At 63.9% G+C, this 26532-nt stretch carries 27 protein-coding genes; all 27 read left to right on the plus strand.

The window, feature by feature from the left end:
- Window positions 1-104: 104 nt before the first annotated feature.
- The 27 genes from uvrA (at window position 105) to ACFSCT_RS19410 (ending at window position 26380) form a co-directional block, all read left to right on the plus strand.
- Complete coding sequence (gene uvrA, locus ACFSCT_RS19280) at window positions 105-2978, plus strand: excinuclease ABC subunit UvrA (RefSeq protein ID WP_379145529.1); 2874 nt, start codon at window positions 105-107, stop codon at window positions 2976-2978.
- Between the two features lie 19 nt (window positions 2979-2997).
- Window positions 2998-3366, plus strand: a complete 369-nt coding sequence (locus ACFSCT_RS19285; RefSeq protein ID WP_379145530.1) for a DUF4260 domain-containing protein — start codon at window positions 2998-3000, stop codon at window positions 3364-3366.
- Between the two features lie 178 nt (window positions 3367-3544).
- Window positions 3545-3910, plus strand: a complete 366-nt coding sequence (locus ACFSCT_RS19290; protein WP_379145533.1) for an NADH-quinone oxidoreductase subunit A — start codon at window positions 3545-3547, stop codon at window positions 3908-3910.
- A complete protein-coding gene (locus ACFSCT_RS19295) occupies window positions 3901-4434 on the plus strand; it encodes a NuoB/complex I 20 kDa subunit family protein (protein WP_379145535.1) in 534 nt (177 codons plus the stop codon). The genes ACFSCT_RS19290 and ACFSCT_RS19295 overlap by 10 nt, the downstream gene beginning before the upstream one ends.
- Before the next feature lie 2 nt (window positions 4435-4436).
- Window positions 4437-5063: an NADH-quinone oxidoreductase subunit C gene (locus tag ACFSCT_RS19300; RefSeq protein WP_379145536.1), complete on the plus strand. Its 627-nt coding sequence runs from the start codon at window positions 4437-4439 to the stop codon at window positions 5061-5063.
- 4 nt (window positions 5064-5067) lie between these two features.
- A complete protein-coding gene (locus tag ACFSCT_RS19305) occupies window positions 5068-6306 on the plus strand; it encodes an NADH-quinone oxidoreductase subunit D (RefSeq protein WP_379145538.1) in 1239 nt (412 codons plus the stop codon).
- Between the two features lie 97 nt (window positions 6307-6403).
- Complete coding sequence (nuoE, locus tag ACFSCT_RS19310) at window positions 6404-7162, plus strand: NADH-quinone oxidoreductase subunit NuoE (RefSeq protein WP_379145541.1); 759 nt, start codon at window positions 6404-6406, stop codon at window positions 7160-7162.
- Window positions 7163-7255: 93 nt separating this feature from the next.
- Window positions 7256-8674 (plus strand): hypothetical protein, encoded by a 1419-nt coding sequence (locus tag ACFSCT_RS19315; protein WP_379145543.1) that lies wholly within the window; start codon window positions 7256-7258, stop codon window positions 8672-8674.
- Window positions 8671-8904, plus strand: a complete 234-nt coding sequence (locus ACFSCT_RS19320) for a DUF5337 domain-containing protein (protein ID WP_379145545.1) — start codon at window positions 8671-8673, stop codon at window positions 8902-8904. Before ACFSCT_RS19315 ends, ACFSCT_RS19320 begins: the two co-directional genes overlap by 4 nt.
- Before the next feature lie 4 nt (window positions 8905-8908).
- Window positions 8909-10204 carry an NADH-quinone oxidoreductase subunit NuoF gene (gene nuoF / locus ACFSCT_RS19325; protein ID WP_379145547.1) on the plus strand — a complete coding sequence of 432 codons (1296 nt, stop codon included), beginning with the start codon at window positions 8909-8911 and terminating at the stop codon, window positions 10202-10204.
- Window positions 10205-10305: 101 nt separating this feature from the next.
- Window positions 10306-10617, plus strand: a complete 312-nt coding sequence (locus ACFSCT_RS19330; RefSeq protein WP_379145549.1) for a hypothetical protein — start codon at window positions 10306-10308, stop codon at window positions 10615-10617.
- An 89-nt stretch (window positions 10618-10706) separates the two neighbouring features.
- Window positions 10707-11135 carry a DUF5333 domain-containing protein gene (locus ACFSCT_RS19335; RefSeq protein ID WP_379145551.1) on the plus strand — a complete coding sequence of 143 codons (429 nt, stop codon included), beginning with the start codon at window positions 10707-10709 and terminating at the stop codon, window positions 11133-11135.
- An 11-nt stretch (window positions 11136-11146) separates the two neighbouring features.
- Complete coding sequence (gene nuoG / locus ACFSCT_RS19340; RefSeq protein WP_379145552.1) at window positions 11147-13171, plus strand: NADH-quinone oxidoreductase subunit NuoG; 2025 nt, start codon at window positions 11147-11149, stop codon at window positions 13169-13171.
- On the plus strand, window positions 13168-14247 hold the full coding sequence (locus ACFSCT_RS19345; RefSeq protein WP_379145554.1) for a hypothetical protein: 1080 nt from the start codon (window positions 13168-13170) through the stop codon (window positions 14245-14247). The genes nuoG and ACFSCT_RS19345 overlap by 4 nt, the downstream gene beginning before the upstream one ends.
- A gap of 17 nt (window positions 14248-14264) precedes the next feature.
- Complete coding sequence (gene nuoH / locus ACFSCT_RS19350) at window positions 14265-15296, plus strand: NADH-quinone oxidoreductase subunit NuoH (protein WP_379145556.1); 1032 nt, start codon at window positions 14265-14267, stop codon at window positions 15294-15296.
- 2 nt (window positions 15297-15298) lie between these two features.
- Window positions 15299-15472: a hypothetical protein gene (locus ACFSCT_RS19355; RefSeq protein ID WP_379145557.1), complete on the plus strand. Its 174-nt coding sequence runs from the start codon at window positions 15299-15301 to the stop codon at window positions 15470-15472.
- 3 nt (window positions 15473-15475) lie between these two features.
- Window positions 15476-15967 (plus strand): NADH-quinone oxidoreductase subunit NuoI, encoded by a 492-nt coding sequence (nuoI, locus tag ACFSCT_RS19360; RefSeq protein ID WP_379145559.1) that lies wholly within the window; start codon window positions 15476-15478, stop codon window positions 15965-15967.
- Window positions 15964-16374, plus strand: coding sequence for a carboxymuconolactone decarboxylase family protein (locus ACFSCT_RS19365; RefSeq protein ID WP_379145562.1), 411 nt, complete (start codon window positions 15964-15966; stop codon window positions 16372-16374). Before nuoI ends, ACFSCT_RS19365 begins: the two co-directional genes overlap by 4 nt.
- A complete protein-coding gene (locus tag ACFSCT_RS19370) occupies window positions 16371-16970 on the plus strand; it encodes an NADH-quinone oxidoreductase subunit J (protein WP_379145564.1) in 600 nt (199 codons plus the stop codon). The genes ACFSCT_RS19365 and ACFSCT_RS19370 overlap by 4 nt, the downstream gene beginning before the upstream one ends.
- Window positions 16971-16994: 24 nt before the next feature.
- Entirely contained in the window at window positions 16995-17513 is a 519-nt protein-coding gene (locus ACFSCT_RS19375; protein WP_379145566.1) for a hypothetical protein, read from the plus strand.
- Window positions 17514-17609: 96 nt separating this feature from the next.
- Window positions 17610-17918, plus strand: coding sequence for an NADH-quinone oxidoreductase subunit NuoK (gene nuoK / locus ACFSCT_RS19380; RefSeq protein WP_379145569.1), 309 nt, complete (start codon window positions 17610-17612; stop codon window positions 17916-17918).
- Window positions 17919-17923: 5 nt separating this feature from the next.
- On the plus strand, window positions 17924-20092 hold the full coding sequence (gene nuoL / locus ACFSCT_RS19385; protein WP_379145570.1) for an NADH-quinone oxidoreductase subunit L: 2169 nt from the start codon (window positions 17924-17926) through the stop codon (window positions 20090-20092).
- A 1-nt stretch (window position 20093) separates the two neighbouring features.
- Window positions 20094-21659: an NADH-quinone oxidoreductase subunit M gene (locus tag ACFSCT_RS19390; protein ID WP_379145573.1), complete on the plus strand. Its 1566-nt coding sequence runs from the start codon at window positions 20094-20096 to the stop codon at window positions 21657-21659.
- Between the two features lie 13 nt (window positions 21660-21672).
- Window positions 21673-23121, plus strand: a complete 1449-nt coding sequence (gene nuoN, locus ACFSCT_RS19395) for an NADH-quinone oxidoreductase subunit NuoN (protein ID WP_379145575.1) — start codon at window positions 21673-21675, stop codon at window positions 23119-23121.
- Between the two features lie 40 nt (window positions 23122-23161).
- Window positions 23162-23911 (plus strand): biotin--[acetyl-CoA-carboxylase] ligase, encoded by a 750-nt coding sequence (locus ACFSCT_RS19400; protein WP_379145577.1) that lies wholly within the window; start codon window positions 23162-23164, stop codon window positions 23909-23911.
- 11 nt (window positions 23912-23922) lie between these two features.
- Window positions 23923-24711 carry a type III pantothenate kinase gene (locus ACFSCT_RS19405; RefSeq protein ID WP_379145580.1) on the plus strand — a complete coding sequence of 263 codons (789 nt, stop codon included), beginning with the start codon at window positions 23923-23925 and terminating at the stop codon, window positions 24709-24711.
- Window positions 24701-26380, plus strand: coding sequence for a ribonuclease J (locus tag ACFSCT_RS19410; protein WP_379145581.1), 1680 nt, complete (start codon window positions 24701-24703; stop codon window positions 26378-26380). Before ACFSCT_RS19405 ends, ACFSCT_RS19410 begins: the two co-directional genes overlap by 11 nt.
- Window positions 26381-26532 lie beyond the last annotated feature (152 nt).

Consider the following 26532-nt stretch of genomic DNA (forward strand, 5'->3'; position numbering starts at 1 on the left):
AGGTTCCGCGCAATTGGTGATTTGTTCTTGATACGTTCCGTGATCCATGTTGTCTTTTCCATGGATTTGACTATGTGATGCGCTTGGTCGAATAGGGCACGGCTTTGGAACAGAAGTATATCGAGGTTCGCGGTGCGCGCGAACACAACCTGAAAAACGTCGATATGGATATTCCGCGCGACAAGCTGGTGGTGATCACCGGCCTGTCGGGGTCGGGCAAGTCCAGCCTTGCCTTCGACACGATCTATGCCGAGGGGCAGCGGCGCTATGTCGAGTCGCTTTCCGCCTATGCGCGCCAGTTTCTGGACATGATGGGCAAGCCCGATGTCGATCACATCAGCGGCCTGTCCCCGGCGATCAGCATCGAGCAGAAGACGACCTCGAAGAACCCGCGCTCGACCGTCGGCACGGTGACCGAGATCTACGACTATCTGCGGCTGCTGTTCGCCCGCGCCGGCACGCCCTACAGCCCGGTGACCGGCCTGCCGATCGAGGCGCAGCAGGTGCAGGACATGGTCGACCGGGTGATGGCGATGGCGCCGGGGACGCGCGCCTATCTGCTTGCCCCGATCGTGCGCGACCGCAAGGGCGAATATCGCAAGGAATTCCTTGAACTGCGCAAGCAGGGCTTTCAGCGCATCAAGGTCGACGGCCAGTTTCACGATCTGGACGAGCCGCCGGTGCTGGACAAGAAATTCCGCCATGACATCGACGTGGTGGTCGACCGGCTGGTCGTGGCCGAGGGGATCGAGACGCGGCTGGCCGACAGTTTCCGCACCGCGCTGGATCTGGCCGACGGCATCGCGGTTCTGGAAACCGCCCCGGCCGAGGGCGAGGGCGACCCCGAGCGGATCACGTTTTCCGAGAATTTCGCCTGCCCGGTGTCGGGCTTCACCATCCCCGAGATCGAGCCCCGGCTGTTTTCCTTCAACGCGCCCTATGGCGCCTGTCCGGTTTGCGACGGGCTGGGGGTCGAGCTGTTCTTCGACGACCGGCTGATCGTGCCGGACCAGTCGCTTTCGATCGCGCAGGGGGCCATCGCGCCTTGGGCCAAGTCGAAATCGGCCTATATGACCCAGACCATCAACGCGCTGGCCAAGCATTACGGCTTCGACAAGAAAACGCCGTGGAAAGACCTGCCCGAGTCGGTGCGGGAACTGTTCCTGCGCGGCTCCGGCACGGAAGAAATCAAGTTCCGCTTTGACGACGCGGGCCGGGTCTATGAGGTCAGCCGGGTCTTTGAAGGCGTGATCCCGAACATGGAGCGGCGCCTGCGCGAGACCGACTCGGCCTGGGTGCGCGAGGAATTCGAGCGGTATCAGAACAACCGCCCCTGCCATGCCTGCAACGGCTATCGCCTGAAGCCCGAGGCGCTGGCGGTGAAGATCGCCGGCAATCACATCGGTCAGGTGGTCGAGCTGTCGATCCGCGAGGCGCTGGACTGGATCGAAAAGGCGCCGGCGAGCCTGAGCAAGCAGAAGAACGAAATCGCCGCGGCGATCCTCAAGGAAATCCGCGAGCGGCTTGGGTTTCTGGTCAATGTCGGGCTGGATTATCTCACGCTGTCGCGCGCGGCCGGCACGCTTTCGGGGGGCGAAAGCCAACGGATCAGGCTGGCCAGCCAGATCGGATCGGGCCTGACCGGCGTGCTTTACGTGCTGGACGAACCCTCGATCGGCCTGCATCAGCGCGACAACGACCGGCTGCTGACCACCTTGCAGGGGCTGCGGGATCAGGGGAACTCGGTTCTGGTGGTGGAACATGACGAGGACGCGATCCGCCATGCGGATTATGTGTTCGATATGGGGCCGGGCGCCGGGGTGCATGGCGGTGCGGTTGTGGCCAAGGGAACGCCGGCCGAGATCGCGGCCAATCCCGACAGCCTGACCGGCCAGTATCTGTCGGGCGCGCGCGAAATCGCGGTGCCGAAAACCCGGCGCAAGGGCAACGGCAAGATGCTGACCGTGGTCGGCGCGACCGGGAACAACCTGAAGAACGTGACCGCCGAATTCCCGCTGGGCAAGTTCACCGCCGTCACCGGGGTTTCGGGCGGCGGCAAATCGACCCTGACCATCGAGACGCTGTTCAAGACCGCCAGCATGCGGCTGAACGGCGCCCGCCAGACGCCGGCGCCCTGCCAGACGATCAAGGGGCTGGAGCTTCTGGACAAGGTTATCGACATCGACCAGCGCCCGATCGGCCGCACCCCGCGCTCGAACCCGGCCACCTATACCGGCGCCTACACCCATATCCGCGACTGGTACGCCGGTCTGCCGGAATCGAAGGCGCGCGGCTATAAGCCCGGGCGGTTCAGCTTCAACGTCAAGGGCGGCCGCTGCGAGGCCTGTCAGGGCGACGGCGTCATCAAGATCGAGATGCACTTCCTGCCTGACGTCTATGTCACCTGCGAGACCTGCAAGGGCAAACGCTATAACCGCGAAACGCTCGAGGTGAAGTTCAAGGGCAAATCCATCGCCGATGTACTGGATATGACGGTCGAGGATGCGCTGGAATTCTTCAAGGCGGTGCCCTCGATCCGCGACAAGATGGCGGCGCTGGTCGAGGTCGGGCTTGGCTATATCAAGGTCGGTCAGCAGGCGACGACCCTTTCGGGGGGCGAGGCGCAGCGGGTGAAACTGTCCAAGGAACTGTCGCGTCGGGCGACCGGCAAGACCCTGTATATTCTGGACGAACCGACCACCGGCCTGCATTTCGAGGATGTGCGCAAACTGCTTGAAGTGCTGCATTCGCTGGTCGATCAGGGCAACACGGTCGTGGTGATCGAGCATAATCTGGACGTGATCAAGACCGCCGACTGGATCATCGACATCGGCCCCGAGGGCGGCGACGGCGGGGGCGAGATCGTGGCCACCGGCACGCCCGAGGATGTGGCCAAGGTCAAGGAAAGCCACACCGGGCGCTATCTGGCGCCGATGCTGAAAGCGGCCGAGCGGCGCCGCGAGGTGGCGGCGGAATGACCCGGGCGGGGCGGTTGGCATGACGGCGCGGGTGTGGCAGCAGGCCGAAGGCGCCGGGGTTGCGGTTGCCGGACTGGGCATTGCGGCGCTGACATCGCCCGGCTGGGGCTGGTGGCTGTGGATCCTGATCCTGCTGGCCCCGGATCTGACGATGCTCGGCTATCTCGCCGGGCCGCGTGTCGGTGCGGTGACCTATAATCTCGGGCACATCTATGCGTTGCCGCTGTTGCTGGCGGTCGCCGGGGTGGCGATCGGGGCGACCGTTCTGCTGGCCATCGGGGGGGTGTGGCTTGCCCATGTCGGAATTGACCGTATGCTGGGCTATGGTCTGAAGTTGCCGAGCGGGTTTCAGGACACCCATATGGGACGGATCGGCCGCGATCGCTAGCCGGCCGGGACCGGCTGCCGACAGTGACGCCGCGCCGCGGCGTCGATTGCGGTCGGGCGGGCCCGAAAAGGGGGGGCGCCCGTTGACCCTGCCTGCGCCAAGGGCTAAACGAAAAATCAGCCAAACCCGTCGCGGAACCGCCCAATTCGGCCCCCGCGCATGACAGGGAGCCTGCCACGTGGACTATCTTCTGAACGAGTATCTGCCGATCCTGGTCTTTGCCGCCATGGCTTCGGCGCTGGCGCTCGTGCTGATGCTGGCGGCCCGTATCGTCGCGGTCCGCAACCCCGACCCCGAAAAGGTCAGCGCCTATGAGTGCGGGTTCAACGCCTTTGACGACGCACGCATGAAATTCGACGTCCGCTTCTATCTGGTGTCGATTCTGTTCATCATCTTCGACCTTGAAATCGCGTTTCTTTTTCCGTGGGCGGTCGCATTCGGCTCGCTCACCGAGGTCGCGTTCTGGTCGATGATGGTATTTTTGGGCGTGCTCACCGTGGGCTTCGCTTATGAGTGGAAGAAAGGGGCGCTGGAATGGGCGTGAGTACCGGGGCGAATACGGCAGGTCCCGACCGCGAGGTCGCCACCGCCGCGCTGAACCGAGAGCTTCAGGACAAGGGCTTTCTGCTCAGCTCGACCGAGGACATCATCAACTGGGCGCGGAACGGCAGCCTGCACTGGATGACCTTCGGTCTGGCCTGCTGCGCCGTCGAGATGATGCAGATGTCGATGCCGCGCTATGATGTCGAGCGTTTCGGCACCGCCCCCCGCGCGTCCCCGCGCCAGTCCGACCTGATGATCGTGGCCGGCACGCTGACCAACAAGATGGCGCCGGCCTTGCGCAAGGTCTATGACCAGATGCCGGAACCCCGCTATGTGATCAGCATGGGCTCCTGCGCCAACGGCGGCGGCTATTACCATTACAGCTATTCCGTCGTTCGCGGCTGCGACCGGATCGTTCCGATCGACATCTATGTCCCGGGCTGCCCGCCCACCGCCGAGGCGCTGCTTTACGGTATCCTGCAACTCCAGCGCCGGATTCGGCGCACCGGCACGCTGGTGAGGTGAACATGGTCGACGTCGAATCCCTGCGCGATCTGGGCGAGCACATCGCCCTTCGCCGCCCGAACGAGGTCATCTCGCACGAGGTCGCCTTTGACGAACTGACCCTGACGGTCACGCTTTCCGGCATCGTCGATCTGGTCGAGTTTCTGCGTACCGATCCGACCTGCCGCTTTACCACGCTGGTCGACATCACCGCCGTCGATCACCCCGCCCGCGCCCAGCGTTTCGATGTGGTCTGGCATTTCCTGTCGATGTACCAGAATCAGCGAATCCGCATCAAGGCCAACGCGCGCGAGGACGAACTGGTCCCGTCGCTGACCTCGATCCTGCCCTGTGCCGACTGGTTTGAACGCGAGGTGTTCGACATGTTCGGGATTCTGTTCAAGGGCCACCCGGACCTGCGCCGCATCCTGACCGATTACGGCTTTCACGGCCATCCGCTGCGCAAGGATTTTCCGACCACCGGATATGTCGAGGTGCGCTATGATGACGCCGAGAAGCGGGTCATCTATGAGCCCGTCCGCCTGACGCAGGAATATCGCCAGTTCGATTTTCTGTCGCCATGGGAAGGCGCGAAATACGTTCTGCCGGGCGATGAAAAGGCCCCGCCCGAAGCTCCGCCGAAAGGATAAGCCGATGGATGCCGATATTCGCACCAACAGCTATGACGACGACAGCCAGGACCTGCTGAGCGGCGAGCAGCGGATTCGCAACTTCAACATCAACTTCGGCCCTCAGCACCCTGCGGCGCATGGCGTCCTGCGCATGGTTCTTGAGCTGGACGGAGAGATCGTCGAACGCGCCGACCCGCATATCGGGCTGCTGCATCGCGGCACCGAAAAGCTTATGGAATCGCGGACTTATCTGCAAAACCTGCCGTATTTCGACCGGCTGGACTATGTGGCGCCGATGAATCAGGAACACGCCTGGTGTCTGGCGATCGAACGTCTGACCAAGACCGAGGTGCCGCGCCGCGCCAGCCTGATCCGGGTGCTGTATTCGGAAATCGGCCGGGTGCTGAACCATCTCTTGAACATCACCACGCAGGCCATGGACGTCGGCGCCCTGACCCCGCCGCTTTGGGGTTTTGAAGAACGTGAAAAGCTGATGGTGTTCTATGAACGGGCCAGCGGCGCGCGGCTGCATGCCGCCTATTTCCGCCCGGGCGGTGTCCATGAGGATCTGCCGCCCGCGCTTCTGGACGACATCGACGACTGGGCGGTCAGCTTCCCGCGGATCATCGACGATCTGGACGGGCTTCTGACCGACAACCGCATCTTCAAACAGCGCAACGTCGACATCGCGGTCATCACCGAAAAGGACGTCCTCGACTGGGGGTATTCGGGGGTGATGGTGCGCGGCTCTGGGCTGGCATGGGACCTGCGCCGCAGCCAGCCCTATGAATGCTATGACGAATTCGACTTTCAGATTCCGGTCGGGACCAATGGCGATTGCTATGACCGCTATCTGGTCCGGATGGAGGAAATGCGTCAGTCGACCAGCATCATCCGGCAGGCCGTGGCCAAACTGAAGGCCGAGCCCGGCGGCGATGTGCTGAACCGCGGCAAGATCGCGCCGCCGCGACGGCTGGACATGAAGACCGACATGGAATCGCTGATCCACCACTTCAAACTGTATACCGAGGGGTTCAAGGTGCCCTCGGGCGAGGTTTACGCCGCCGTCGAAGCGCCGAAGGGTGAATTCGGCGTCTATCTGGTCGCCGATGGCACCAACCGGCCTTACCGCGCCAAGATCCGGGCGCCGGGGTTCCTGCATATGCAGTCGATGGATTTCGCCACGCGCGGCCACATGCTGGCCGACGTTTCCGCGATCATCGGCACCATGGATATCGTCTTTGGCGAGGTCGACCGGTGAACGGGTCGACCATCGTCATGACCGCAATTGCCGTCTCGCCGCTGGGGATCGCCCTGGCGCCGGGGCTTATGATGTATCGCTATTTCGGGACGCCCTGATGCTGCGCCGCCTATCCCCCGTCCAGCCGGACTCGTTCGAATTCACCCCCGCCAACCTTGAATGGGCGCGCGGGCAGATGACCAAATACCCCGAGGGCCGTCAGGCCAGCGCGATCATCGCCCTGTTGTGGCGCGCGCAGGAACAGGAGGGCTGGCTGACCCGCCCGGCCATCGAATATGTCGCCGATCTGCTGGGCATGGCCTATATGCGGGCGCTGGAGGTCGCGACATTCTACTTTATGTTCCAGCTTTATCCCACTGGAAATGTTGCGCATATCCAGATTTGCGGCACCACGACCTGCATGATCTGCGGGGCCGAGGATCTGGTGCGGCTGTGCCGTGAACGGATCGCGCCCACGCCGCACACCCTGTCGGCGGACGGCCGGTTCTCGTGGGAAGAGGTCGAATGTCTGGGCGCCTGCGGCAATGCGCCCGTGGCCCAGATCGGCAAGGATTACTATGAGGATCTGACCGTCGAAAAGCTGTCGGTGTTGCTCGACGCCTTTGCCGAGGGCAAGGTGCCGGTGCCGGGGCCGCAGAACGGCCGCTATTCCAGCGAGCCGCTGGGCGGTCTGACCAGCCTTGTCGAATATGACAGCGGCCGGCGTCAGTATAACGCCAGCGCGCAACTGGCCGTCGATCACCATGACACCATCAAGCGTATCGACGGGACCGAAGTGCCGCTTCTGACGCCGTGGCTGAACACGAAAAAACCCGCGTCCGAGGCTAAGGCCGAGGCGAAAACCGACGAGAAATAACCAGAACCGAAAGCCAGAACCGAAAGACTGAAACCGCCCGTCACGACACTCCGACCGTTACGACCACGATCACACCGAAAGGAGAAGCCAGCGATGTTTGACATAAGCACCTCTGCCGCGGCCTGCCGCCGTGGTTGCTCGATCTTTGGGGCAATCACCGGGTTGCTGATCTGGCTTTTCTGTTGGCTTAGCCCCTATTCCGGCTTCTGGGCCGGGGTGGTGATGGGGGTTCTGGGCGGGTTTCTGATCGCCGGTTTGCTGCGCTGGGGTCTGTGCGAGGGGCGTCAGGTCCAGCCGGACGGGCGTTCGCAACCGCTGGGGCGGGCGATGATGGCGGCGAATGTGCTGGGCGATCACGCCCAGAACGTGTTTTCGGATCGCCCGGTCGGCAGTACCGCAAAGCAGCACGCCGCGACCGGGAAAGGCGCGCAGGATACCGAAGGCGATGTGGTCGGCACGACCGCCGCCACGGGTGTCGCGGCCTCGGCGGCATCCTCGGGCTTTGCGCCGGCTGCGGTTTACGCCCCGGTGCCCCCGGCCGGCGCCGATGCGGCGCTGGATGCCGCCGCCGCCGAGGAAGAAGGCGATGACGTCGCCGACGCCGATGCCGCGGTGGTTCAGGCCGCCCGCGCCGCCGGCCCGATCGGCGAGACCGCGGATGCCGGCACGGCCGCGGCCGATGCCCGCGCCGCCGCGATGGAAAACCGCGACGTGACGCGCGAGGATGAGGCGGCGGCACTGGACGCCGATGAGGCGCTGCCCTCGCCGCTTGGGGCCGAGGTGTACGAACAGCCTCTTGCCGCGGGCAAGGCGGGGCAGGGTGATGCCGCCGCGCGGCCGGCGGGGCTGATGTCCACGGATGCGGCCACGTCGGAGAAACCGGCCAAGACCAAACCCGCCAAGGATAAGGCGGCCAAAGCCAAACCCGGCAAATCGGACGCTGGCAAGGCCGCCAAGGCAAAGGGCACTGGCGACGCCGGGCCGAAACAGCATGCCGCCGAGGCGGCGCCGAAGGCCGGCTCAAAAGCGGCGCCGGATATGGCGGTTGTTGAAACAGCAGCCGAAACGGCGAAAGCCAAGCCCGCCAAATCCCCCGCCAAATCCGATGCGAAGGCCGCCAAGCAGGCGGCGGCGTCGGAAAAGAAATCCGACAAGAAGGCCGAGAAGAACAAGAAGTCGGACAAGAAATCCGACAAGAAACGCCTCGCGGCGGTGGATGGCGGCGCACAGCCCAAACCCGCCAAGACCGGCGACAGCGAGAAATCAGCCGCAAAGCGCAACCGCAAGGCCGGCGCCGGCGGTGACGACCTGAAGCTGATCAAGGGCGTCGGCCCGGTTTATGAGCGGATGCTGCACGAGCTTGGCTATACCACTTTCGCGCAGGTCGCCGCCTGGACTCAGACTGATATCGAACGCATGCACGAGAAAATGCCGAACTTCGACGGCCGCGTGGAATCCGAGGACTGGATCGGGCAGGCGGCGCGGCTGGCGGCGGGCGGTAAGCCGGAATGACCGGACAGCGCCCCCCCGAAACGCGCGCCACCGATCTGCGCGTGCCCGCCCTGGTCATCGCCGGGACCGGCGTCGTCTGGCTGGTGCTGGGCTGGATCGGGGCACAGCAGGGGTGGGGCCTGCGGACGATGGCGCTGATTGATCTGGCCGCGATCGCCGGCTTCATCTGGGCGCTGCTGGTGACTTTTTGGATTTGGCAGCGGCGGCGCGCCGCGCCCAACAAGGAATAGACTGATGCTGAAAGATCAGGACCGGATCTTTACGAACCTTTACGGCATGCACGATCGCAGCCTTGCCGGCGCACGCGCGCGCGGCCATTGGGACAGCACCGCCGAGATCATCGGGCGGGGCCGGGACAAGATCATCGACGAGATGAAGGCATCCGGTCTGCGCGGACGCGGCGGGGCGGGTTTCCCGACCGGCATGAAATGGTCCTTCATGCCCAAGGAATCCGACGGCCGCCCGTCCTATCTGGTGGTGAACGCCGACGAATCCGAACCCGCGACCTGCAAGGACCGCGAAATCATGCGCCACGATCCGCATACGCTGATCGAAGGCTGCCTGATCGCCAGCTTCGCCATGGGCGCGCATGCGGCCTATATCTATATCCGCGGCGAGTATATCCGCGAGCGTGAGACGCTTCAGGCCGCGATCGACGAATGCTATGATGCGGGCCTTCTGGGGCGCAACGCCGCCGGCTCGGGTTGGGATTTCGATCTGTATCTGAACCACGGCGCCGGGGCCTATATCTGCGGCGAGGAAACCGCGCTTCTGGAAAGCCTCGAGGGCAAGAAGGGCATGCCGCGCATGAAGCCGCCGTTCCCGGCCGGGGCGGGGCTTTACGGCTGCCCGACCACGGTGAACAACGTCGAATCCATCGCGGTCGTGCCGACCATCATGCGCCGTGGCGCGGTCTGGTTCGCCAGCTTCGGGCGCCCCAACAACTCGGGCATCAAGCTGTTCGGGATGACCGGGCACGTGAACTCGCCCTGCGTGGTCGAGGAATCCATGTCGATCCCGATGCGCGAGCTGATCGAGAAGCACGGCGGCGGTGTGCGCGGCGGCTGGAAGAACCTCAAGGCGGTCATTCCGGGCGGCGCCTCGTGCCCGATCCTGCCAGCCGATCTGTGCGAAAACGCGATCATGGATTTCGACGGCATGAAAGAGCTGAAATCCAGCTTTGGCACCGCCTGCATGATCGTCATGGATCAGTCGGTGGACGTGATCAAGGCGGTCTGGCGGCTGTCGAAATTCTTCAAGCATGAATCCTGCGGCCAGTGCACGCCCTGCCGTGAAGGCACCGGCTGGATGATGCGGGTCATGGACCGGCTGGTGACCGGCGATGCCGAGCCCGAGGAAATCGACATGCTGCTGGACGTGACCAAGCAGGTCGAAGGCCACACGATTTGCGCGCTTGGCGATGCCGCCGCATGGCCCATTCAGGGCCTGATCCGGCATTACCGGAACGAGATCGAGGACCGGATCAAGGCCAAGCGCACCGGCCGTATGGGGGCGATGGCGGCGGAATGACCACGGGCGCGGCAAATCCCGGACCCGGTTCGGCGGCGCTTGTGCCGCCTGGGGCTTGCGCGACCGGCGCAAGGGTCGGCCGCCGGTTCCGGGGCAAGCCGATGAAACCTGTTTGGGGTTTTCTTGGGGGAATGGTAGTGATCGCGGGTTGCGCGGCGAGCGGCGAAAACCTTCCGTTCAGGATCGGCGACAGGACCTATGTCGTCGGGCCGGCGCTTGATGCAGCGGGGCAGAACACCGGCCTGATCGTGACCGGGCCGGACGGGACGCCGCTTACACAGGCGGATGGTCCCGACGCGGACCGGGTGATCCGGGAATTCTGCCGGACTCAGGGCAGGTTGAACGGCACCACCGGGCGCTTTGTCGTCAGCGGCGGGGCCGGATTCTGGCGTTACGGCGGATGCGGCGCATGACAGTGATCACACGCCATTCACCCCACCGTGTCGGGCAGCAGGCCCGGCGCTATGGTATCAATTCCGTTCATCCTGAACGGAGCGAAATCATGACGAAATTCATTAAAGCCACGGTAATTGCGCTGACCGCAACGGTCTCGGTCACGGCCTCGGCCGGTGTCGCGGGCGCGCAGGGGCTGCCGCCCTTGTCGCAGAACAAATATGTCAACGACCGCCTGATCTCGGCCCGGGCGGCGGACCGGATCCGGCGCGAATGCCCGTCGATCGACGCGCGGATCATCTATGCCTATTCGCAGGCCCGCGCGCTGAAACGCTATGCCGAAAAGCAAGGCTATTCCGGCCGCCAGATTGATGCGTTTCTGGACGACAAGGCGGAAAAAAAGCGTATTTACGGCATCGCCGACAGCTGGTTGACCCAGCAAGGCGCAAAAAAGGGTGACCCCGAAAGCTTTTGTCGCGTCGGGCGTCAGGAAATCGCCAGAAACTCGATCGTCGGATCGCTGCTGGTGGCAAGGTAGGAACTACGCGCATGGCAGATCTCCGCAAGATCAAGATCGACGACAAGGTGATCGAGGTCGATCCCAACCTGACCCTTATTCAGGCCTGCGAGCTTGCGGGGATTGAGATCCCCCGGTTCTGCTATCACGAGCGGCTGTCGATCGCCGGCAACTGCCGCATGTGTCTGGTCGAGGTCGTGGGCGGGCCGCCCAAGCCCGCCGCGTCCTGCGCCATGCAGGTCAGGGACCTGCGCCCGGGCCCCGAGGGCGCGCCGTCCGAGATCAGGACCAACTCGCCCATGGTCAAGAAGGCCCGCGAGGGGGTGATGGAATTCCTGCTGATCAACCATCCGCTGGATTGCCCGATCTGCGATCAGGGCGGCGAATGCGATCTTCAGGATCAGGCGATGGCTTACGGCATCGACTTCAGCCGCTATCGCGAGCCGAAGCGCGCCAACGAAGATCTGGATCTTGGCCCGCTGGTCGAAACCCACATGACCCGCTGCATTTCCTGCACCCGCTGCGTGCGGTTCACGACCGAGGTCGCGGGCATCACCCAGATGGGTCAGACGGGGCGCGGCGAGGATGCCGAGATCACCTCATACCTGCATGAGACGCTCGATTCGAACCTTCAGGGCAACATCATCGACCTGTGCCCGGTGGGGGCGCTGGTCAGCAAGCCCTATGCCTTCACCGCCCGCCCGTGGGAACTGACCAAGACCGAATCCGTCGACGTGATGGATGCGTTGGGGTCGAACATCCGCATCGACACCAAAGGGCGCGAGGTCATGCGCATCCTGCCGCGCAACAATGACGGCGTGAACGAGGAATGGATCAACGACAAGACCCGCTTCGTCTGGGACGGGTTGCGCCGCCAGCGTCTGGACCGGCCCTATATCCGTGAGAACGGCAAGCTGCGTCAGTCGAACTGGCCCGAGGCGCTGGCCGCCGCCGCGAAAGCCATGAAGGGCGGGAAAGTCGCCGGTCTGGTCGGCGAACTCGCCTCGGCCGAAGCGGCGTTCAGCCTGAAGCAGCTGATCGAGGGGCTGGGGGGGCGTGTCGAATGCCGCACCGACGGCGCAAAGCTGCCGGCGGGCAATCGGGGTGGTTATGCCGGCACCGCGCGCATTTCCGACATCGACCATGCCGAGATGATCCAGTTGATCGGGACCAACCCGCGCGAGGAAGCGCCGGTCCTGAACGCCCGCATCCGCGCGGCATGGGCGCGGGGCGCGCGGATCGGTCTGGTCGGTGAAGCCGCCGATCTGACCTATGATTATGTCCATGTCGGCACCGACCGCGCCGCGCTCGAGCAGCTTTCCTCGCAGAAGATCAGCGACGAGACCCGCGAAAGGCCGACGCTGGTGATCGTCGGGCAGGGGGCTATTCGCGGTGCGGACGGCGAGGCCGTGCTGGCCCATGCGGTGAAGCTGGCCGAGAATTCGAACTCGAAACTGCTGATCCTGCATACCGCCGCGGGCCGTGTCGGGGCGATGGACGTGGGCGCGGTGACCGAGGGCGGCATCGAGGCGGCGCTGGACGGGGCCGAGGTGATCTTCAACCTTGGCGCGGACGAGATCGACCTGCCGGCGGGGCCGGTGGTGATCTATCAGGGCAGCCACGGCGACCGGGGCGCGCATCGCGCCGACATCATCCTGCCCGGGGCCTGCTATACCGAGGAAAACGGGCTGTTCGTTAACACCGAAGGCCGGCCGCAACTGGCGTTCCGGGCCAATTTCGCGCCGGGCGAGGCCAAGGAGAACTGGGCGATCCTGCGGGCGCTGTCGGCCGAACTGGGCGCGACCCAGCCGTGGGACAGCCTTGCCGGCCTGCGCCGGGCGCTGATCGAGGCGGTGCCGGTGCTGGCCAAGGTCAACGAGGTACCGGAAAACGCATTGTCGCCGCTGGAGGCGGGCAAGATGGGCACGGGCGATTTCACCCCTGCGGTGTCCGAATTCTATCTGACCAATCCGATCGCCCGCGCCAGTGTTCTTATGGGCGAGCTGGCCGCGCTTGCGGCGGCGCGCCGTCAGGCAGAAAGGATCGCCGCCGAATGATCCTATCCGCCCTATCTTGTCGCGTCGCGCTGCTGCTGGGGGCCTGTTCGGTGCTTCTGGCGGTGGCGGGCTGCGATGAGACCGGCGGCATGGGCAAGCGGCCCGAGGCACGCCCGCCCGCACTGGCCGAAAAGGCGAAAAAGCGCGCCGCGGTTCTGGCCTCCGAAGAAAAGGCCGCTAAACGTCAGGCGCAGGCGGATCAGATGCTGGACGATCTTTCCGCCAAACGCGCCAAGGCGCTGACCCGCGTCACCACCCGGACCGCGATACCCAAACCCGCCAAGGCCACCTATGTGAACGGCATTCCGGTCGCGCCGTCGGTCGCGGCGGATATTCGCGCCGGTCGGGTGCCGGCGGCTTCGGCCGCGGACCCGGCCCCAGCGATGGGGGATGGCTCCGCGGCCGCGCGCAGCGCCGAATTCGACGCCGATCTGATGCCCGACCAGACCGCCGTGCCGCTTCGGTCGCTGACCGATCCGGCGGCTGCGGGGGCGGGCGCGATCATGATCCTTGAATCCGACGGCTCGATCACCACCGAAAAGCTCGGTCCGTCCAAGGGCAACGCCGGCGCCGTCGCCACCGCCAGCGCCGATCTGAGCCAGATCGCCGCCGAACTGGCCGCACCCGCGGACCAAACCGGCACCGGCCTTGGCGGATCACGCCAGACGGCGGCGAACGCGGCCGCCTATTCGGCCTTCATGCGGGCCCGGGGGGGCAGCGTCCTGCCGCCCGAGCGCAAGGACCTCAAGGTCGATCCCTCGGTCTATCAGGGGGCGACGGTGCGGGTGGTGCAATCCGATCCGCGCGGCGCGCTGGTCGAATCGATTGTCAAGCTGCAAGCAGGGGTGGACGCCGATACGGCCTTCGCCTATGCGTCTTGCGCGCTGGCCGGCTGGGCCAAGTCGAAGGGTGTCCCCTATGCGCGCCATATCCGCACCATCCGGTCGGAACAGGATAATAAGGTACACCTGTCGTCGATATATGTCACATCCGGGTCACAGCCGCAGGGGCTGACGATCATGACGACGGGCGAAACCTTGCGCGAATGCAAATCCCGGAAGATTCCGGCGGCGTGAAGAAGAAGGTGATTTGAATGGCTGAGTTCTGGGGATCCGCTTTGGGCACCGCGATCATCCTGCTGGCGCAGGGGCTGGCGGTGATCGCCTTCGTGATGCTGTCGCTGATCTATCTGGTCTATGGCGACCGCAAGATCTGGGCCGCCGTGCAGATGCGGCGCGGCCCGAACGTGGTCGGTCCCTGGGGCCTGCTTCAGACCTTCGCCGACGCGCTGAAATACGTCGTCAAGGAAATCGTGGTGCCGGCCGGCGCCGACCGCTTTGTCTTTTTCCTCGCGCCTTTCCTGTCGATGGTGCTGGCGCTGCTGGCCTTTGTGGTGATCCCCTTCGCGCCGGGCTGGGTGATGTCGAACATCAACGTCGGGATCCTGTTCGTCTTTGCCGTCTCCTCGCTCGAGGTTTACGGGGTGATCATGGGCGGCTGGGCCTCGAACTCGAAATATCCGTTTCTCGGCGGGCTGCGCTCGGCCGCGCAGATGATTTCTTACGAGGTGTCGCTGGGCCTGATCATCATCGGGGTGATCATCTCGACCGGCTCGATGAACCTGTCCGCCATCGTCGAGGCGCAGCGCGGCATGGGCTTGCTCAGCTGGTACTGGCTGCCGCACCTGCCGATGGTGGTGCTGTTCTTCATCTCGGCGCTGGCGGAAACCAACCGCCCGCCCTTTGACCTGCCCGAGGCGGAATCTGAACTGGTCGCGGGCTTCATGGTCGAATATTCCTCGACCCCGTATCTGCTGTTCATGGCCGGCGAGTATATCGCCATGTGGCTGATGTGCGCGCTGATCTCGATCCTGTTCTTCGGCGGTTGGCTGTCGCCGATCCCGGGCATCCCCGACGGGGCGATGTGGATGTTCCTGAAAATGGTCTTCTGGTTCTGGATGTTCGCCATGGTGAAGGCGATCGTGCCGCGCTATCGCTATGACCAGTTGATGCGGATCGGCTGGAAGGTATTCCTGCCCCTGTCGTTGGGCTGGGTGGTGATCGTGGCGTTCCTTGCACGTTACGAGGTTTTGGGTGGCGCCTGGGCGCGCTGGATAGGAGCTTGATCATGTATTCGAACAAGATTGCCGAAATGCTGGCCATAGCGTCCGAGACGGACAAGATCGAACTGGCCCATTTTCTGGCCAACAATCTGGACTCGGCCGAACATTCCAAAGACAGCGCCCGGGTCCGGCAATATGTCGCGGCATTCGACCGCTTTGCCGCGCCAAGAAGGGGCTGATCCATGGCTTTCGATCTGGGAACAGCCACCCGCTATTTCCTGCTTGCCGATTTCATCAAGGGGTTCGGTCTGGGGCTGAAGTATTTCTTCGCCCCCAAGGCCACGCTGAACTATCCGCACGAAAAAGGCCCGCTCTCGCCGCGGTTCCGGGGCGAACATGCGCTGCGCCGCTATCCGAACGGCGAGGAACGCTGCATCGCCTGCAAATTGTGCGAGGCGATCTGCCCGGCGCAGGCGATCACCATCGACGCGGAACCGCGCGAGGACGGTTCCCGCCGGACCACGCGCTATGACATCGACATGACGAAATGCATCTATTGCGGTTTCTGTCAGGAAGCCTGCCCGGTCGATGCCATCGTCGAAGGGCCGAACTTTGAATTTTCCAGCGAAAGCCGAGAAGAACTGTTCTACGACAAGGAAAAGCTTCTGGATAACGGCGCCCGCTGGGAAGCCGAGATCGCCCGTAACCTTGCATTGGATGCGCCCTACAGATGAGCGAACCTTTCGCCAAATTGTTCCAGCAGATGATTGCGCAGGGTCAGGAGATGGCCCGCGCGTTCAATCCCGGGCTGGAACAGCTTAACCCCGCGCAGGTGGACAAGCTGTTCCCGACCATGACGCGGGACATGATGGAGATGTGGTTCGGCCGCACCTTCAATCGCGAAGGCCTGGACGCGAAAACCCGGATGCTGCTGACCGTCGCGGCGCTGACCGTGCTGGGCGCGCAGGCCGAGCCGCAGATGCGGCTGGCCATCCGCCACGCGATGGAATCCGGCGCGACCCAACGCGAGATCGCCGAAACGATCTGGCAGATGAGCATGTTCGGCGGCGTGCCCGCCATGACGAAGGCGCTGGAAATCGCCCAGTCCGTCTTTGATCAGCCCGAGGATGATGACGCATGATGACATTCGCCTTTTACCTGTTCGCGATCACGGCCGTGGTGGCGGGGTTCATGGTGGTTATGGCGCGCAACCCGGTCCACTCGGTGTTGTGGCTGATCCTGACATTCCTGTCGTCGGCGGGGCTGTTCGTGCTGCTGGGGGCCGAGTTCGTCGCCATGCTGCTGATCATCGTCTATGTCGGCGCCGTGGCGGTGCTGTTTCTGTTCGTCGTCATGATGCTGGACATCGACTTTGCGCAACTACGCGAGGAGCTGGCGAAATATCTGCCGCTGGGCCTGCTGATCGGCGTCGTCCTGCTGACCGAGCTGGCCATCGGTTTCGGTGCCTGGCAGGCGGCGGACAATCCGGCCGCTCTGGCCGCGCCGATCCCGCAGAATACGCTGAACACCAATGCGCTGGGGATGTTGCTGTATGACAAATACCTGCTGTTGTTCCAGCTTGCCGGCCTGATCCTCTTGGTCTCGATGATCGGCGCGATCCTTCTGACCCTGCGCCACCGCAAGGATGTCAAGCGTCAGGACGTGCTGAAGCAGATGTACCGCGACCCGAAAGAGGCGATGGAGTTGGTGGACGTTAAACCGGGGCAGGGGCTGTAAGGTTTTTTTGGGGGAGTGAGTTAGATGAGTGCTCAGACAGTGAAGTTGACGGCTTTGGCGATGCTGATTTCGATCGGTGCTGCTTCGGTGGCATTCGCGGAACCGAAGCAGACCGTGAAGCAGCTGAAGAATTGCGGCAGCGAAGCCAGCAATTCCTTTGGCGCCCACAAGGAATATCCGATCCTGAACGAGGGCAACGGCTATATCGGGATCAAGACCGCCGATCAGGACGCGAACGGAACGAAGCTCCGCTATACGCTGGTCAACTGCGCGAACCGGCAGGTGGTGCGCGTCGATGCCGAATATAAGCTGACCGACTCGTCAAAGGGCGTTCCGGGCGGCGATCTGTTCGATTTCGTCGATGGTCTGCGCAAGGAAAGCCGGCTGGCGAATGAACGTGTGTTCACGGAGCGTGCGCAGAGTGCGGGCTATCCAATCATCGCCGGCAAGCTTGCGCCATATGGGGAAACCCGCGCCCGCCGCGCCGATTGCGGCTGCATGACCTATTACTCTGACCTGATGCCTTACACCCGTATTCCATAAGGCAGCGCGGGCCAGCCGGCCCGCCAAAAACACCCAACCGGCGGGGTCGCGCCGGCAAGACAGATGAACCGGACAATGGACCGGAGGGACAAGAAGATGACGATCGGATTGACACATTACCTTGTGGTGGGGGCGATATTGTTCGTCACCGGCATCTTCGGGATCTTCGTGAACCGGAAGAACGTCATCGTCATCCTCATGTCGATCGAGCTCATGCTGCTGTCCGTCAACATCAACATGGTCGCGTTCTCCAGCTATCTCGGCGATCTGGTCGGGCAGGTCTTCACCATGTTCATCCTGACCGTCGCCGCCGCCGAGGCCGCGATCGGGCTGGCCATTCTGGTGGTCTTCTTCCGTAACCGCGGCACCATCGCGGTGGACGACGTCAACGTGATGAAGGGCTGAGGCGCATGGAAACGATCATTCTTTTCGCCCCCCTCGTCGGCGCGCTTATCGCCGGCTTCGGCTGGCGGCTGATCACCGAAAAGGGCGCGCAATACCTGACCACGGGGCTGCTGTTCCTCGCCTGCCTTCTGTCCTGGGTCGTGTTCCTGACCTTCGACGGCGAAACCCGGCATGTGCAGCTTCTCGACTGGGTGATCTCGGGCGATTTCCGCGCCGAATGGGGCATCCGTCTGGACCGGCTGACCGCGATCATGCTGATCGTGGTGACCACGGTTTCGGCGCTCGTGCACATGTATTCGCTGGGCTACATGGCCCATGACGACAACTGGACCGCGACCGAGCATTACAAGGCGCGGTTCTTCGCCTATCTGTCCTTCTTCACCTTCGCCATGCTGATGCTGGTGACGGCCGACAACCTGTTGCAGATGTTCTTCGGCTGGGAAGGGGTCGGCGTCGCCTCCTATCTGCTGATCGGTTTCTATTACAAGAAAGCCAGCGCCAATGCGGCGGCGATCAAGGCCTTTGTCGTCAACCGGGTCGGCGACTTTGGCTTCCTGCTGGGGATTTTCGCGCTGTGGTGGCTGACCGGCACCATCCAGTTCGATGAGATCTTCGCCCAGGTGCCCGACATCGCGCGCACCAACATCCCCTTCCTGTGGACCGAGTGGAACGCGGCGAACCTGATCGGCACGCTTCTGTTCATCGGCGCGATGGGTAAATCGGCGCAGCTTCTGCTGCACACCTGGTTGCCCGACGCCATGGAGGGTCCGACCCCGGTTTCCGCGCTGATCCATGCCGCGACCATGGTCACGGCGGGGGTGTTCCTTGTCTGCCGGATGTCGCCGCTTTACGAATACGCGCCCGAGGCGAAGCTGTTCATCATGGTGATCGGCGCCTCGACCGCCTTCTTCGCCGCGACCGTGGGTCTGGTGCAGAACGACATCAAGCGCGTGATCGCCTATTCGACCTGTTCACAGCTTGGCTATATGTTCGTGGCGGCTGGCGCGGGGGTCTATTCGGCCGCGATGTTCCACCTGCTGACCCACGCCTTCTTCAAGGCGATGTTGTTCCTTGGCGCTGGCTCGGTCATCACCGCGATGCATCACGAACAGGACATGCGGAACTATGGCGGGCTGCGCAAAAAGATCCCGCTGACCTATTACGCCATGCTGATCGGCACGCTGGCGATCACCGGCGTCGGGATTCCGCTGACCACCATCGGTTTCGCGGGCTTCCTGTCAAAGGACGCGATCATCGAAAGCGCCTTCGGCTCGGGCAATATGTATGCCTTCTGGCTGCTGGTCATCGCCGCCGCCTTCACCAGCTTCTATTCATGGCGGCTGATGTTCCTGACCTTCTTCGGTGAACCGCGCGGCGATCACCACGCCCATGAGCATGCCCATGAAAGCCCGCCGGTCATGACCATTCCCTTGGGCGTGCTGGCGGTCGGGGCGATCTTTGCCGGCATGGTCTGGTACGGTCCGTTCTTCGGCGATCACCAGAGGGTGTCGGAATATTTCAGCATCGCCGGTGCCGAACATGGCGAGGCTGCGGCCAGTGAAGCTGCGGCCGGGGAAAGCGGCGCCGAGCCCGCCGCCACGCCGGCCGAGACGCCCGCCCCCGCCGCCGAGACGCCGCCGCCTGCGGCCGAGGGCGCCAGCGCCACCCATGCCCCCGACCAGACCGCCCAGACCGCCCTTGCGGCCGAGGAGTTCCCGCCGCCGGTCGGAGGCTCGATCTATATGCGGCCCGATAACCATGTGCTGACCCAGGCCCATGAATCGCCGGCATGGGTCAAGGTTTCGCCCTTCATCGCCATGCTGCTGGGCCTGTTCGTCGCCTGGTCGATGTATATCCGCAATCCCGGCTCGGCCACGCGGCTGGCCGAAAACCTGCCCACCGTCTATCGCTTCATTTTGAACAAATGGTACTTCGACGAGGCCTATGACCTGATGTTCGTCCGTCCGGTCAAATGGCTGGGCCGGGTGCTTTGGAAAGGCGGTGACGGCGAAATCATCGACGGCACCATCAACGGCATCGCCATGGGGCTGATCCCGCGCCTGACCCGTTTCGCCGGGCGCATGCAGACCGGCTATGTCTTCCATTACGCATTCGCGATGGTTCTTGGCATCGTGGTGCTTTTGTTCTGGGTGATGATGCGAGGGACGCATTGAAATGAATAACCTTCTGTCCATCATCACCTTCCTGCCGATCGTGGCGGCGGCCATTCTGGCGCTGTTCCTGCGCGGCGATGAAAAGGCATCGAACAACAATGCCCGCTGGCTGGCGCTGATCGCCACCTCGGCCACTTTCCTGATCTCGCTTTTCGTGCTGAACGGCTTCGATCCCAGCGACACCGGTTTCCAGTTCGTCGAGGACCGCTCGTGGATTCTGGGGCTGCGCTATCGGCTTGGTGTCGACGGCATCTCGGTCCTGTTCGTACTGCTGACCACCTTCCTGATGCCGCTGACCATCCTGTCGACCTGGCATATGGATGTGCGGGTCAAGGAATACATGATCGCCTTCCTGCTTCTGGAAGGGCTGATGATCGGCGTCTTCGTGGCGCTGGACATTGTGCTGTTCTATCTGTTCTTCGAGGCGGGCCTGATCCCGATGTTCCTGATCATCGGTGTCTGGGGCGGCGCGAACCGCATCTATGCGGCGTTCAAGTTCTTCCTGTACACCTTCCTCGGCTCGGTTCTGATGCTGGTTGCGATCATCGTCATGATCCGCGAGGCCGGCACCTCGGACATCGCGCAACTGCTGGTCTATGACTTCCCGTCGACCCCGATCAGGCTGTTCGGCTGGTATCTGGTCGGCGGCATGCAGTCGCTGCTGTTCCTGGCCTTCTTTGCCAGCTTCGCGGTCAAGATGCCGATGTGGCCGGTCCACACATGGCTGCCCGACGCCCACGTTCAGGCCCCGACCGCGGGCTCGGTCGTGCTGGCGGCGGTGCTGCTGAAGATGGGGGGCTATGGCTTTTTGCGCTTCAGCCTGCCGATGTTCCCGGTCGCGTCCGATCTGTTCACGCCGGTGGTGATGTGGATGTCGGCGATCGCCATCGTCTATACCTCGCTGGTGGCGCTGGCGCAGACCGATATGAAAAAGCTGATCGCCTATTCCTCGGTCGCGCATATGGGTTACGTGACCATGGGGATTTTCGCCGCGAACCAGCAGGGGGTCGAGGGCGCGATTTTCCAGATGCTGTCGCACGGCTTCATCTCGGGGGCGCTGTTCTTGTGCGTGGGCGTGATCTATGACCGCATGCACACGCGCGAAATCGACGCCTACGGCGGTCTGGTGAACCGGATGCCGGCCTATGCGGCGGTATTCATGTTCTTCACCATGGCCAATGTCGGCCTGCCCGGGACCAGCGGTTTCGTGGGTGAGTTCCTGACCCTGCTGGGCACGTTCCACGTCAACACATGGGTCGCGACGGTCGCGACCACCGGCGTCATCCTGTCGGCGGCCTATGCGCTGTGGCTGTATCGCCGGGTGGTCATGGGCGAGTTGATCAAAGAGGCGCTGCGCTCGATCACCGATATGACCGCGCGGGAACGCTGGATCTTCGTGCCGCTGGTGGTGATGACGATCCTGCTTGGCGTCTATCCGCGCCTTGTGACCGATGTGACCGGGCCCAGCGTGCGGAACCTTGTCTCCGCCTATCACCAAAGCCTGCCCGCCGATGATGGCGCGGGCGCGGCCCAGCAGGCTGCCGCCGCGCAGCCGGCCAGCCATTGAGAAAGGGGCAATCATGACCCAAGCCGATTTCGCCCTGATCCTGCCCGAAGTGGCGTTGTCCGTGCTGGCGCTGGCGCTGCTGATGCTTGGCGCCTATGGCGGCAAGGACAAGATGGCCCGCCCGGTGCTTTGGCTGACCGTCGCCGGTTTCGTGCTGACCGCCGCATGGGTCGGAATGCGCGATGCCACCGGCACGGGCTTCGGGCAGATGCTGATCGTCGACACCTTCGCCCGCTTCGCCAAGGTAACGCTGCTTCTGGGCGCCGCCGCCGTGCTGGCGATGAGCGCCGATTACATGGACCGGCGCGGGCTTTTGCGCTTTGAATACCCGATCCTGATGATCCTGTCGGTCGTCGGCATGATGGTTATGGTCAGCGCCGGCAACCTGCTTAGCCTGTACATGGGGCTGGAACTGCAATCGCTGGCGCTTTACGTGATGGCCGCGATCCGCCGCGACAGCGCCCGCTCGTCCGAGGCGGGGCTGAAGTATTTCGTGCTCGGCTCGCTTTCCTCGGGGATACTGCTTTACGGCGCCTCGCTGGTCTATGGCTTCACCGGGACGGCCGATTTCGGCGGCATTCTGGACGCCGTGCGGGGGGGCGAGCTGTCGCTGGGGCTGCTGTTCGGCCTCGTGTTCCTGCTGGTCGGCATGGCGTTCAAGGTCTCGGCCGTGCCTTTCCACATGTGGACCCCGGATGTCTATGAAGGCTCGCCCACGCCGGTCACCGCGTTTTTCGCCACCGCGCCCAAGGTCGCGGCCATGGCGCTGATCGCGCGGGTCATGTTCGCCGCATTCGGCCATGTGCCGGGCGACTGGAGCCAGATCGTCGCGGCGCTGGCGGTGATGTCGATGTTCCTCGGCTCGGTCGCGGCGATCGGGCAAAAGGACATGAAGCGGCTGATGGCCTATTCCTCGATCGCGCATATGGGATTCGCGCTGGTCGGGCTGGCCGCCGGAAACCAGGCCGGGGTGGCGGCGATGCTGCTGTACATGGCGATCTATTCGGTCATGAACGTCGGCACCTTCGCCTTCATCATGTCGATGGAGCGGGACGGCAAGCCGGTCACCGACATCGCCTCGCTGAACCTGTTCGCGCAGGCACAGCCGATCAAGGCGCTGGTGGTGCTGGTGCTGATGTTCAGTCTGGCGGGTGTGCCGCCGATGCTGGGCTTCTTCGCAAAATACGGAGTGCTGGCTGCGGCGGTCGATGCGGGCATGGGCTGGCTGGCCATTCTGGGCGTCATCGCCTCGGTCATCGGTGCCTATTACTATCTGCGGATCGTCTATCTGATGTATTTCGGCGCCGCAGGGCAGGTGCTGAACAGCCGCACCGGCGTGGTCCAGTACGGGCTGATGATCGCCTCGGCGGTGGTGATCGTGCTGGGCGCGGTGACCATGCTGGGCGTCGATAACGCCGCCGCCGCCGCCGCCCAATCGCTTGTCGGCGCGCTTGGCAACTGATCGCCAAGATAGCGCGGCCGACCGCGCCCGGAATGCGGCTTTGCCGGGCTGGCCCGAGGGCGTCGCCCGGCATGTGCTGCCCCGCGCGGCAAGCACCAATGCCGAGGGGTTGCGTCTGGCCCCGGCGCTGCGCGGCCCGGCTTGGATCATGGCGCAAGAGCAGACCGCCGGCCGTGGCAGGCGTGGCCGAAGCTGGCAGATGCTGCCGGGAAATTTCGCCGCAACGCTGATCCTGCACCCGAACGGCCCCGCGACCGAGGCGGCGCAGTTTTCCTTTGTCGCGGCGCTGGCCTTGTACGATGCGCTGGCCGATGCCGTCGGACCGCAGGCGCGGCTGTCGATCAAATGGCCGAATGACCTGTTGCTGAACGGCGGCAAGGTGGCGGGGATCTTGCTGGAAAGCGCCGGCGCGGGGGGCATGGTGCAACACCTCGCCATCGGCATCGGCGTCAACCTCGCCGCCGCGCCGGGCGCCGAACTGGTGGAACCCGATGCCGCCCGGCCGGCATCGGTTGCCGCCGAAACCGGCATCAGCATCGAACCGGATGCGTTTCTGGACCTGCTGGCCCCGGCTTTCGCCGCCTGGCAGGCGCGCCTGGCCGAGGGCGGCTTTGCCGAGATCCGCCGCGCCTGGATGGCCCGCGCCGCGCGTCTGGGCCAGCCGATCACCGCCCGCACCATGCGCGAAACGGTGACCGGCATATTCGAGGGTATAGACGGCGACGGCGCGATGATCCTTTCCACGCCTCAGGGGCAGCATATCGTCCCGGCGGCCGACGTCTTTTTCTGAAAGGTCCGCCCATGCTGCTGTGCATTGATTGCGGGAATACCAATACCGTGTTTTCGGTCTGGGACGGCAAGACGTTTCTGGCCCATTGGCGCATCATGACCGACCACCGCCGGACCGCCGACGAATATTATGTCTGGCTGTCGTCGCTGATGCAGCTGAACCGCTTCGCCGACATGATGATCACCGATTGCATCATCAGTTCGACGGTGCCGCGGGTGGTGTTCAATCTGCGCGTGCTGTGCAACCGCTATTACGACACCCGGCCCTATGTGGTCGGCAAACCCGAGACCGTTCTGCCGGTGGCCCCGCGCGTCGATGAGGGCACGACCGTCGGACCGGACCGTCTGGTCAACACCGTCGCCGCCTTCGACCGCTATGGCGGCGATCTGGTGGTGGTCGATTTCGGCACCGCGACCACCTTCGACGTGGTCGATGTGGACGGCGCCTATATCGGCGGCGCCATCGCGCCCGGCGTCAACCTGTCGCTCGAGGCGCTGCACATGGGCGCCGCATCGCTGCCGCATGTGGACATCACCCGGCCGCAGGCGGTCATCGGCACGAATACCGTCGCCTGTATTCAATCGGGCGTATTCTGGGGTTACACAGGGCTGGTGCGCGAGATTTGCGCCCGAATCACCGCCGAACGCGACCGGCCGATGAAAATCATTGCGACGGGGGGGCTTGCCCCGCTTTTCGAGCAGGCGGATTCGCTGCTGTTCGATTCATCGGATGACGATCTGACGATGCACGGGCTGCGACTTATCTTCGATTATAACAAGGAGTTGGCTGATGCCGGTTGAGCGTCTGATCTATCTGCCCCTCGGCGGGGCTGGCGAAATCGGCATGAACGCATATGTTTATGGCTACGGGCAACCGGGTCGCGAAAGGCTGATCCTGGTCGATCTGGGCGTGACCTTCGGCGACATGGACACGACCCCGGGCATTGATCTGATCATGGCCGACTGCCGCTGGCTTTACGATAACCGCGACCGGCTGGAAGCGATCTTCATCACCCATGGGCACGAGGATCACGTCGGCGCGCTTGGGCTTTTGTGGGGCAAGCTTGGCGTGCCGGTGCATTGCCGCCGTTTCACCGGCGCGCTCGCGCGGCTGAAGATGGAAGAGGGCGGCCACCCGGTCGACCAGATCAAGATCCATGAACCCCGGCCCGAAACCATCACCGCCGGACCGTTCAGGATCCAGTTCGTCCCGATCAGCCATTCCATTCCTGAATCGAGTGCGCTGATCATCGACACGCCGGCCGGCCGCATCGTCCATACCGGCGATTTCAAGCTGGACGGCACCCCCGTCGTCGGCGAACCGTTTGACCCGGTCATGTGGAATCAGATCGCCTCGGAAGGCGAGGGCGTCAAGATTCTGGTCTGCGATTCGACCAACGTCTTTTCCCCCCTGCCGGGTCGGTCCGAGGCGGTGCTGGCGACCCCCCTGCGTGAGTTCGTCTCAAGCCAAAGGGGCATGGTCGTGGCCACGACCTTCGCGTCGAACGTGGCGCGACTGAAGACGCTGGCCGATGCCGGTGTGGCGTCGGGGCGGTCGGTCTGCCTTTTGGGGCGGGCGATGCGCAAGATGCTGACGGCTTCGGTGGAAACCGGCGTGCTGACCGACTTTCCGCAGATCATCGGCCCCGAGGAAGCCGCGAACACGCCGCGGGAAAAGCTGATGCTGATCGTCACCGGCAGCCAGGGCGAACGCCGCGCCGCGACCGCGCAACTGTCGCGTGGCCGCTATCTGGGCCTTCAGATGGCCGAGGGCGACACCTTCCTGTTTTCCTCGCGCGTCATCCCCGGCAATGAACGCGGCGTGATCCGCATCATGAATGCCTTCTCGGAAATGGGCGTCGATGTGGTGGACGACCGCGCCGGGCTATATCACGTCTCGGGCCATGCCAACCGCCCCGACCTCGAGGCCGTCCATCAGTTGATCAAGCCGAAGATTCTGGTGCCCATGCATGGCGAGCACATGCATCTGCGCGCCCATGCGGCGATCGGCGAATCCGAAGGGATCGCCTCGATCATCGCGACCGACGGGATGATGCTGGACCTGACCGGCGAGCGGCCGGTCGTGGCCGAGCAGATCGAAAAGGGCCGTGTCTATCTGGACGGCTCGGTTCTGATCGGCGCGATGGACGGCGTGGTCCGCGACCGCATCCGCATGGCGCTGAACGGTCACGCGATGGTTTCCGTCATCGTCGAAGAGGACGGCCGCCCGATGCCCGACGCCTGGGTCGAACTGATGGGCCTGCCCGAAACCAACCGGGCGGGGGCGCCACTCGCGCAGGATATCGAGACCGAGCTGGGCGAGTTTCTGGAAGGCGTGAATGCCAAGACCGCCGGCGACGACGGCAAGATGGACGAGGCCATTCGCCGTATCGTGCGGCAGGTGGCGATGGAAGAGATCGGCAAAAAGCCCGAGGTGACGGTGATCATCAGCCGGCTTGCGAACGATTGAGCGGTCGGAACGGACCGCTAGAACGGAAAACGGCGCCCCGTGAGGGCGCCGTTTTCTATTCGCACATCTTCTATCCGAGCATCGGGCCCATCGTAAGCGTTCTCTGCCCCCCACCTTCCGCGCGGCATTCTGATCGGTTCATTGGACCGCGA

The sequence above is a fragment of the Paracoccus pacificus genome, assembly GCF_042680785.1.
Classification (GTDB): domain Bacteria; phylum Pseudomonadota; class Alphaproteobacteria; order Rhodobacterales; family Rhodobacteraceae; genus Paracoccus; species Paracoccus pacificus.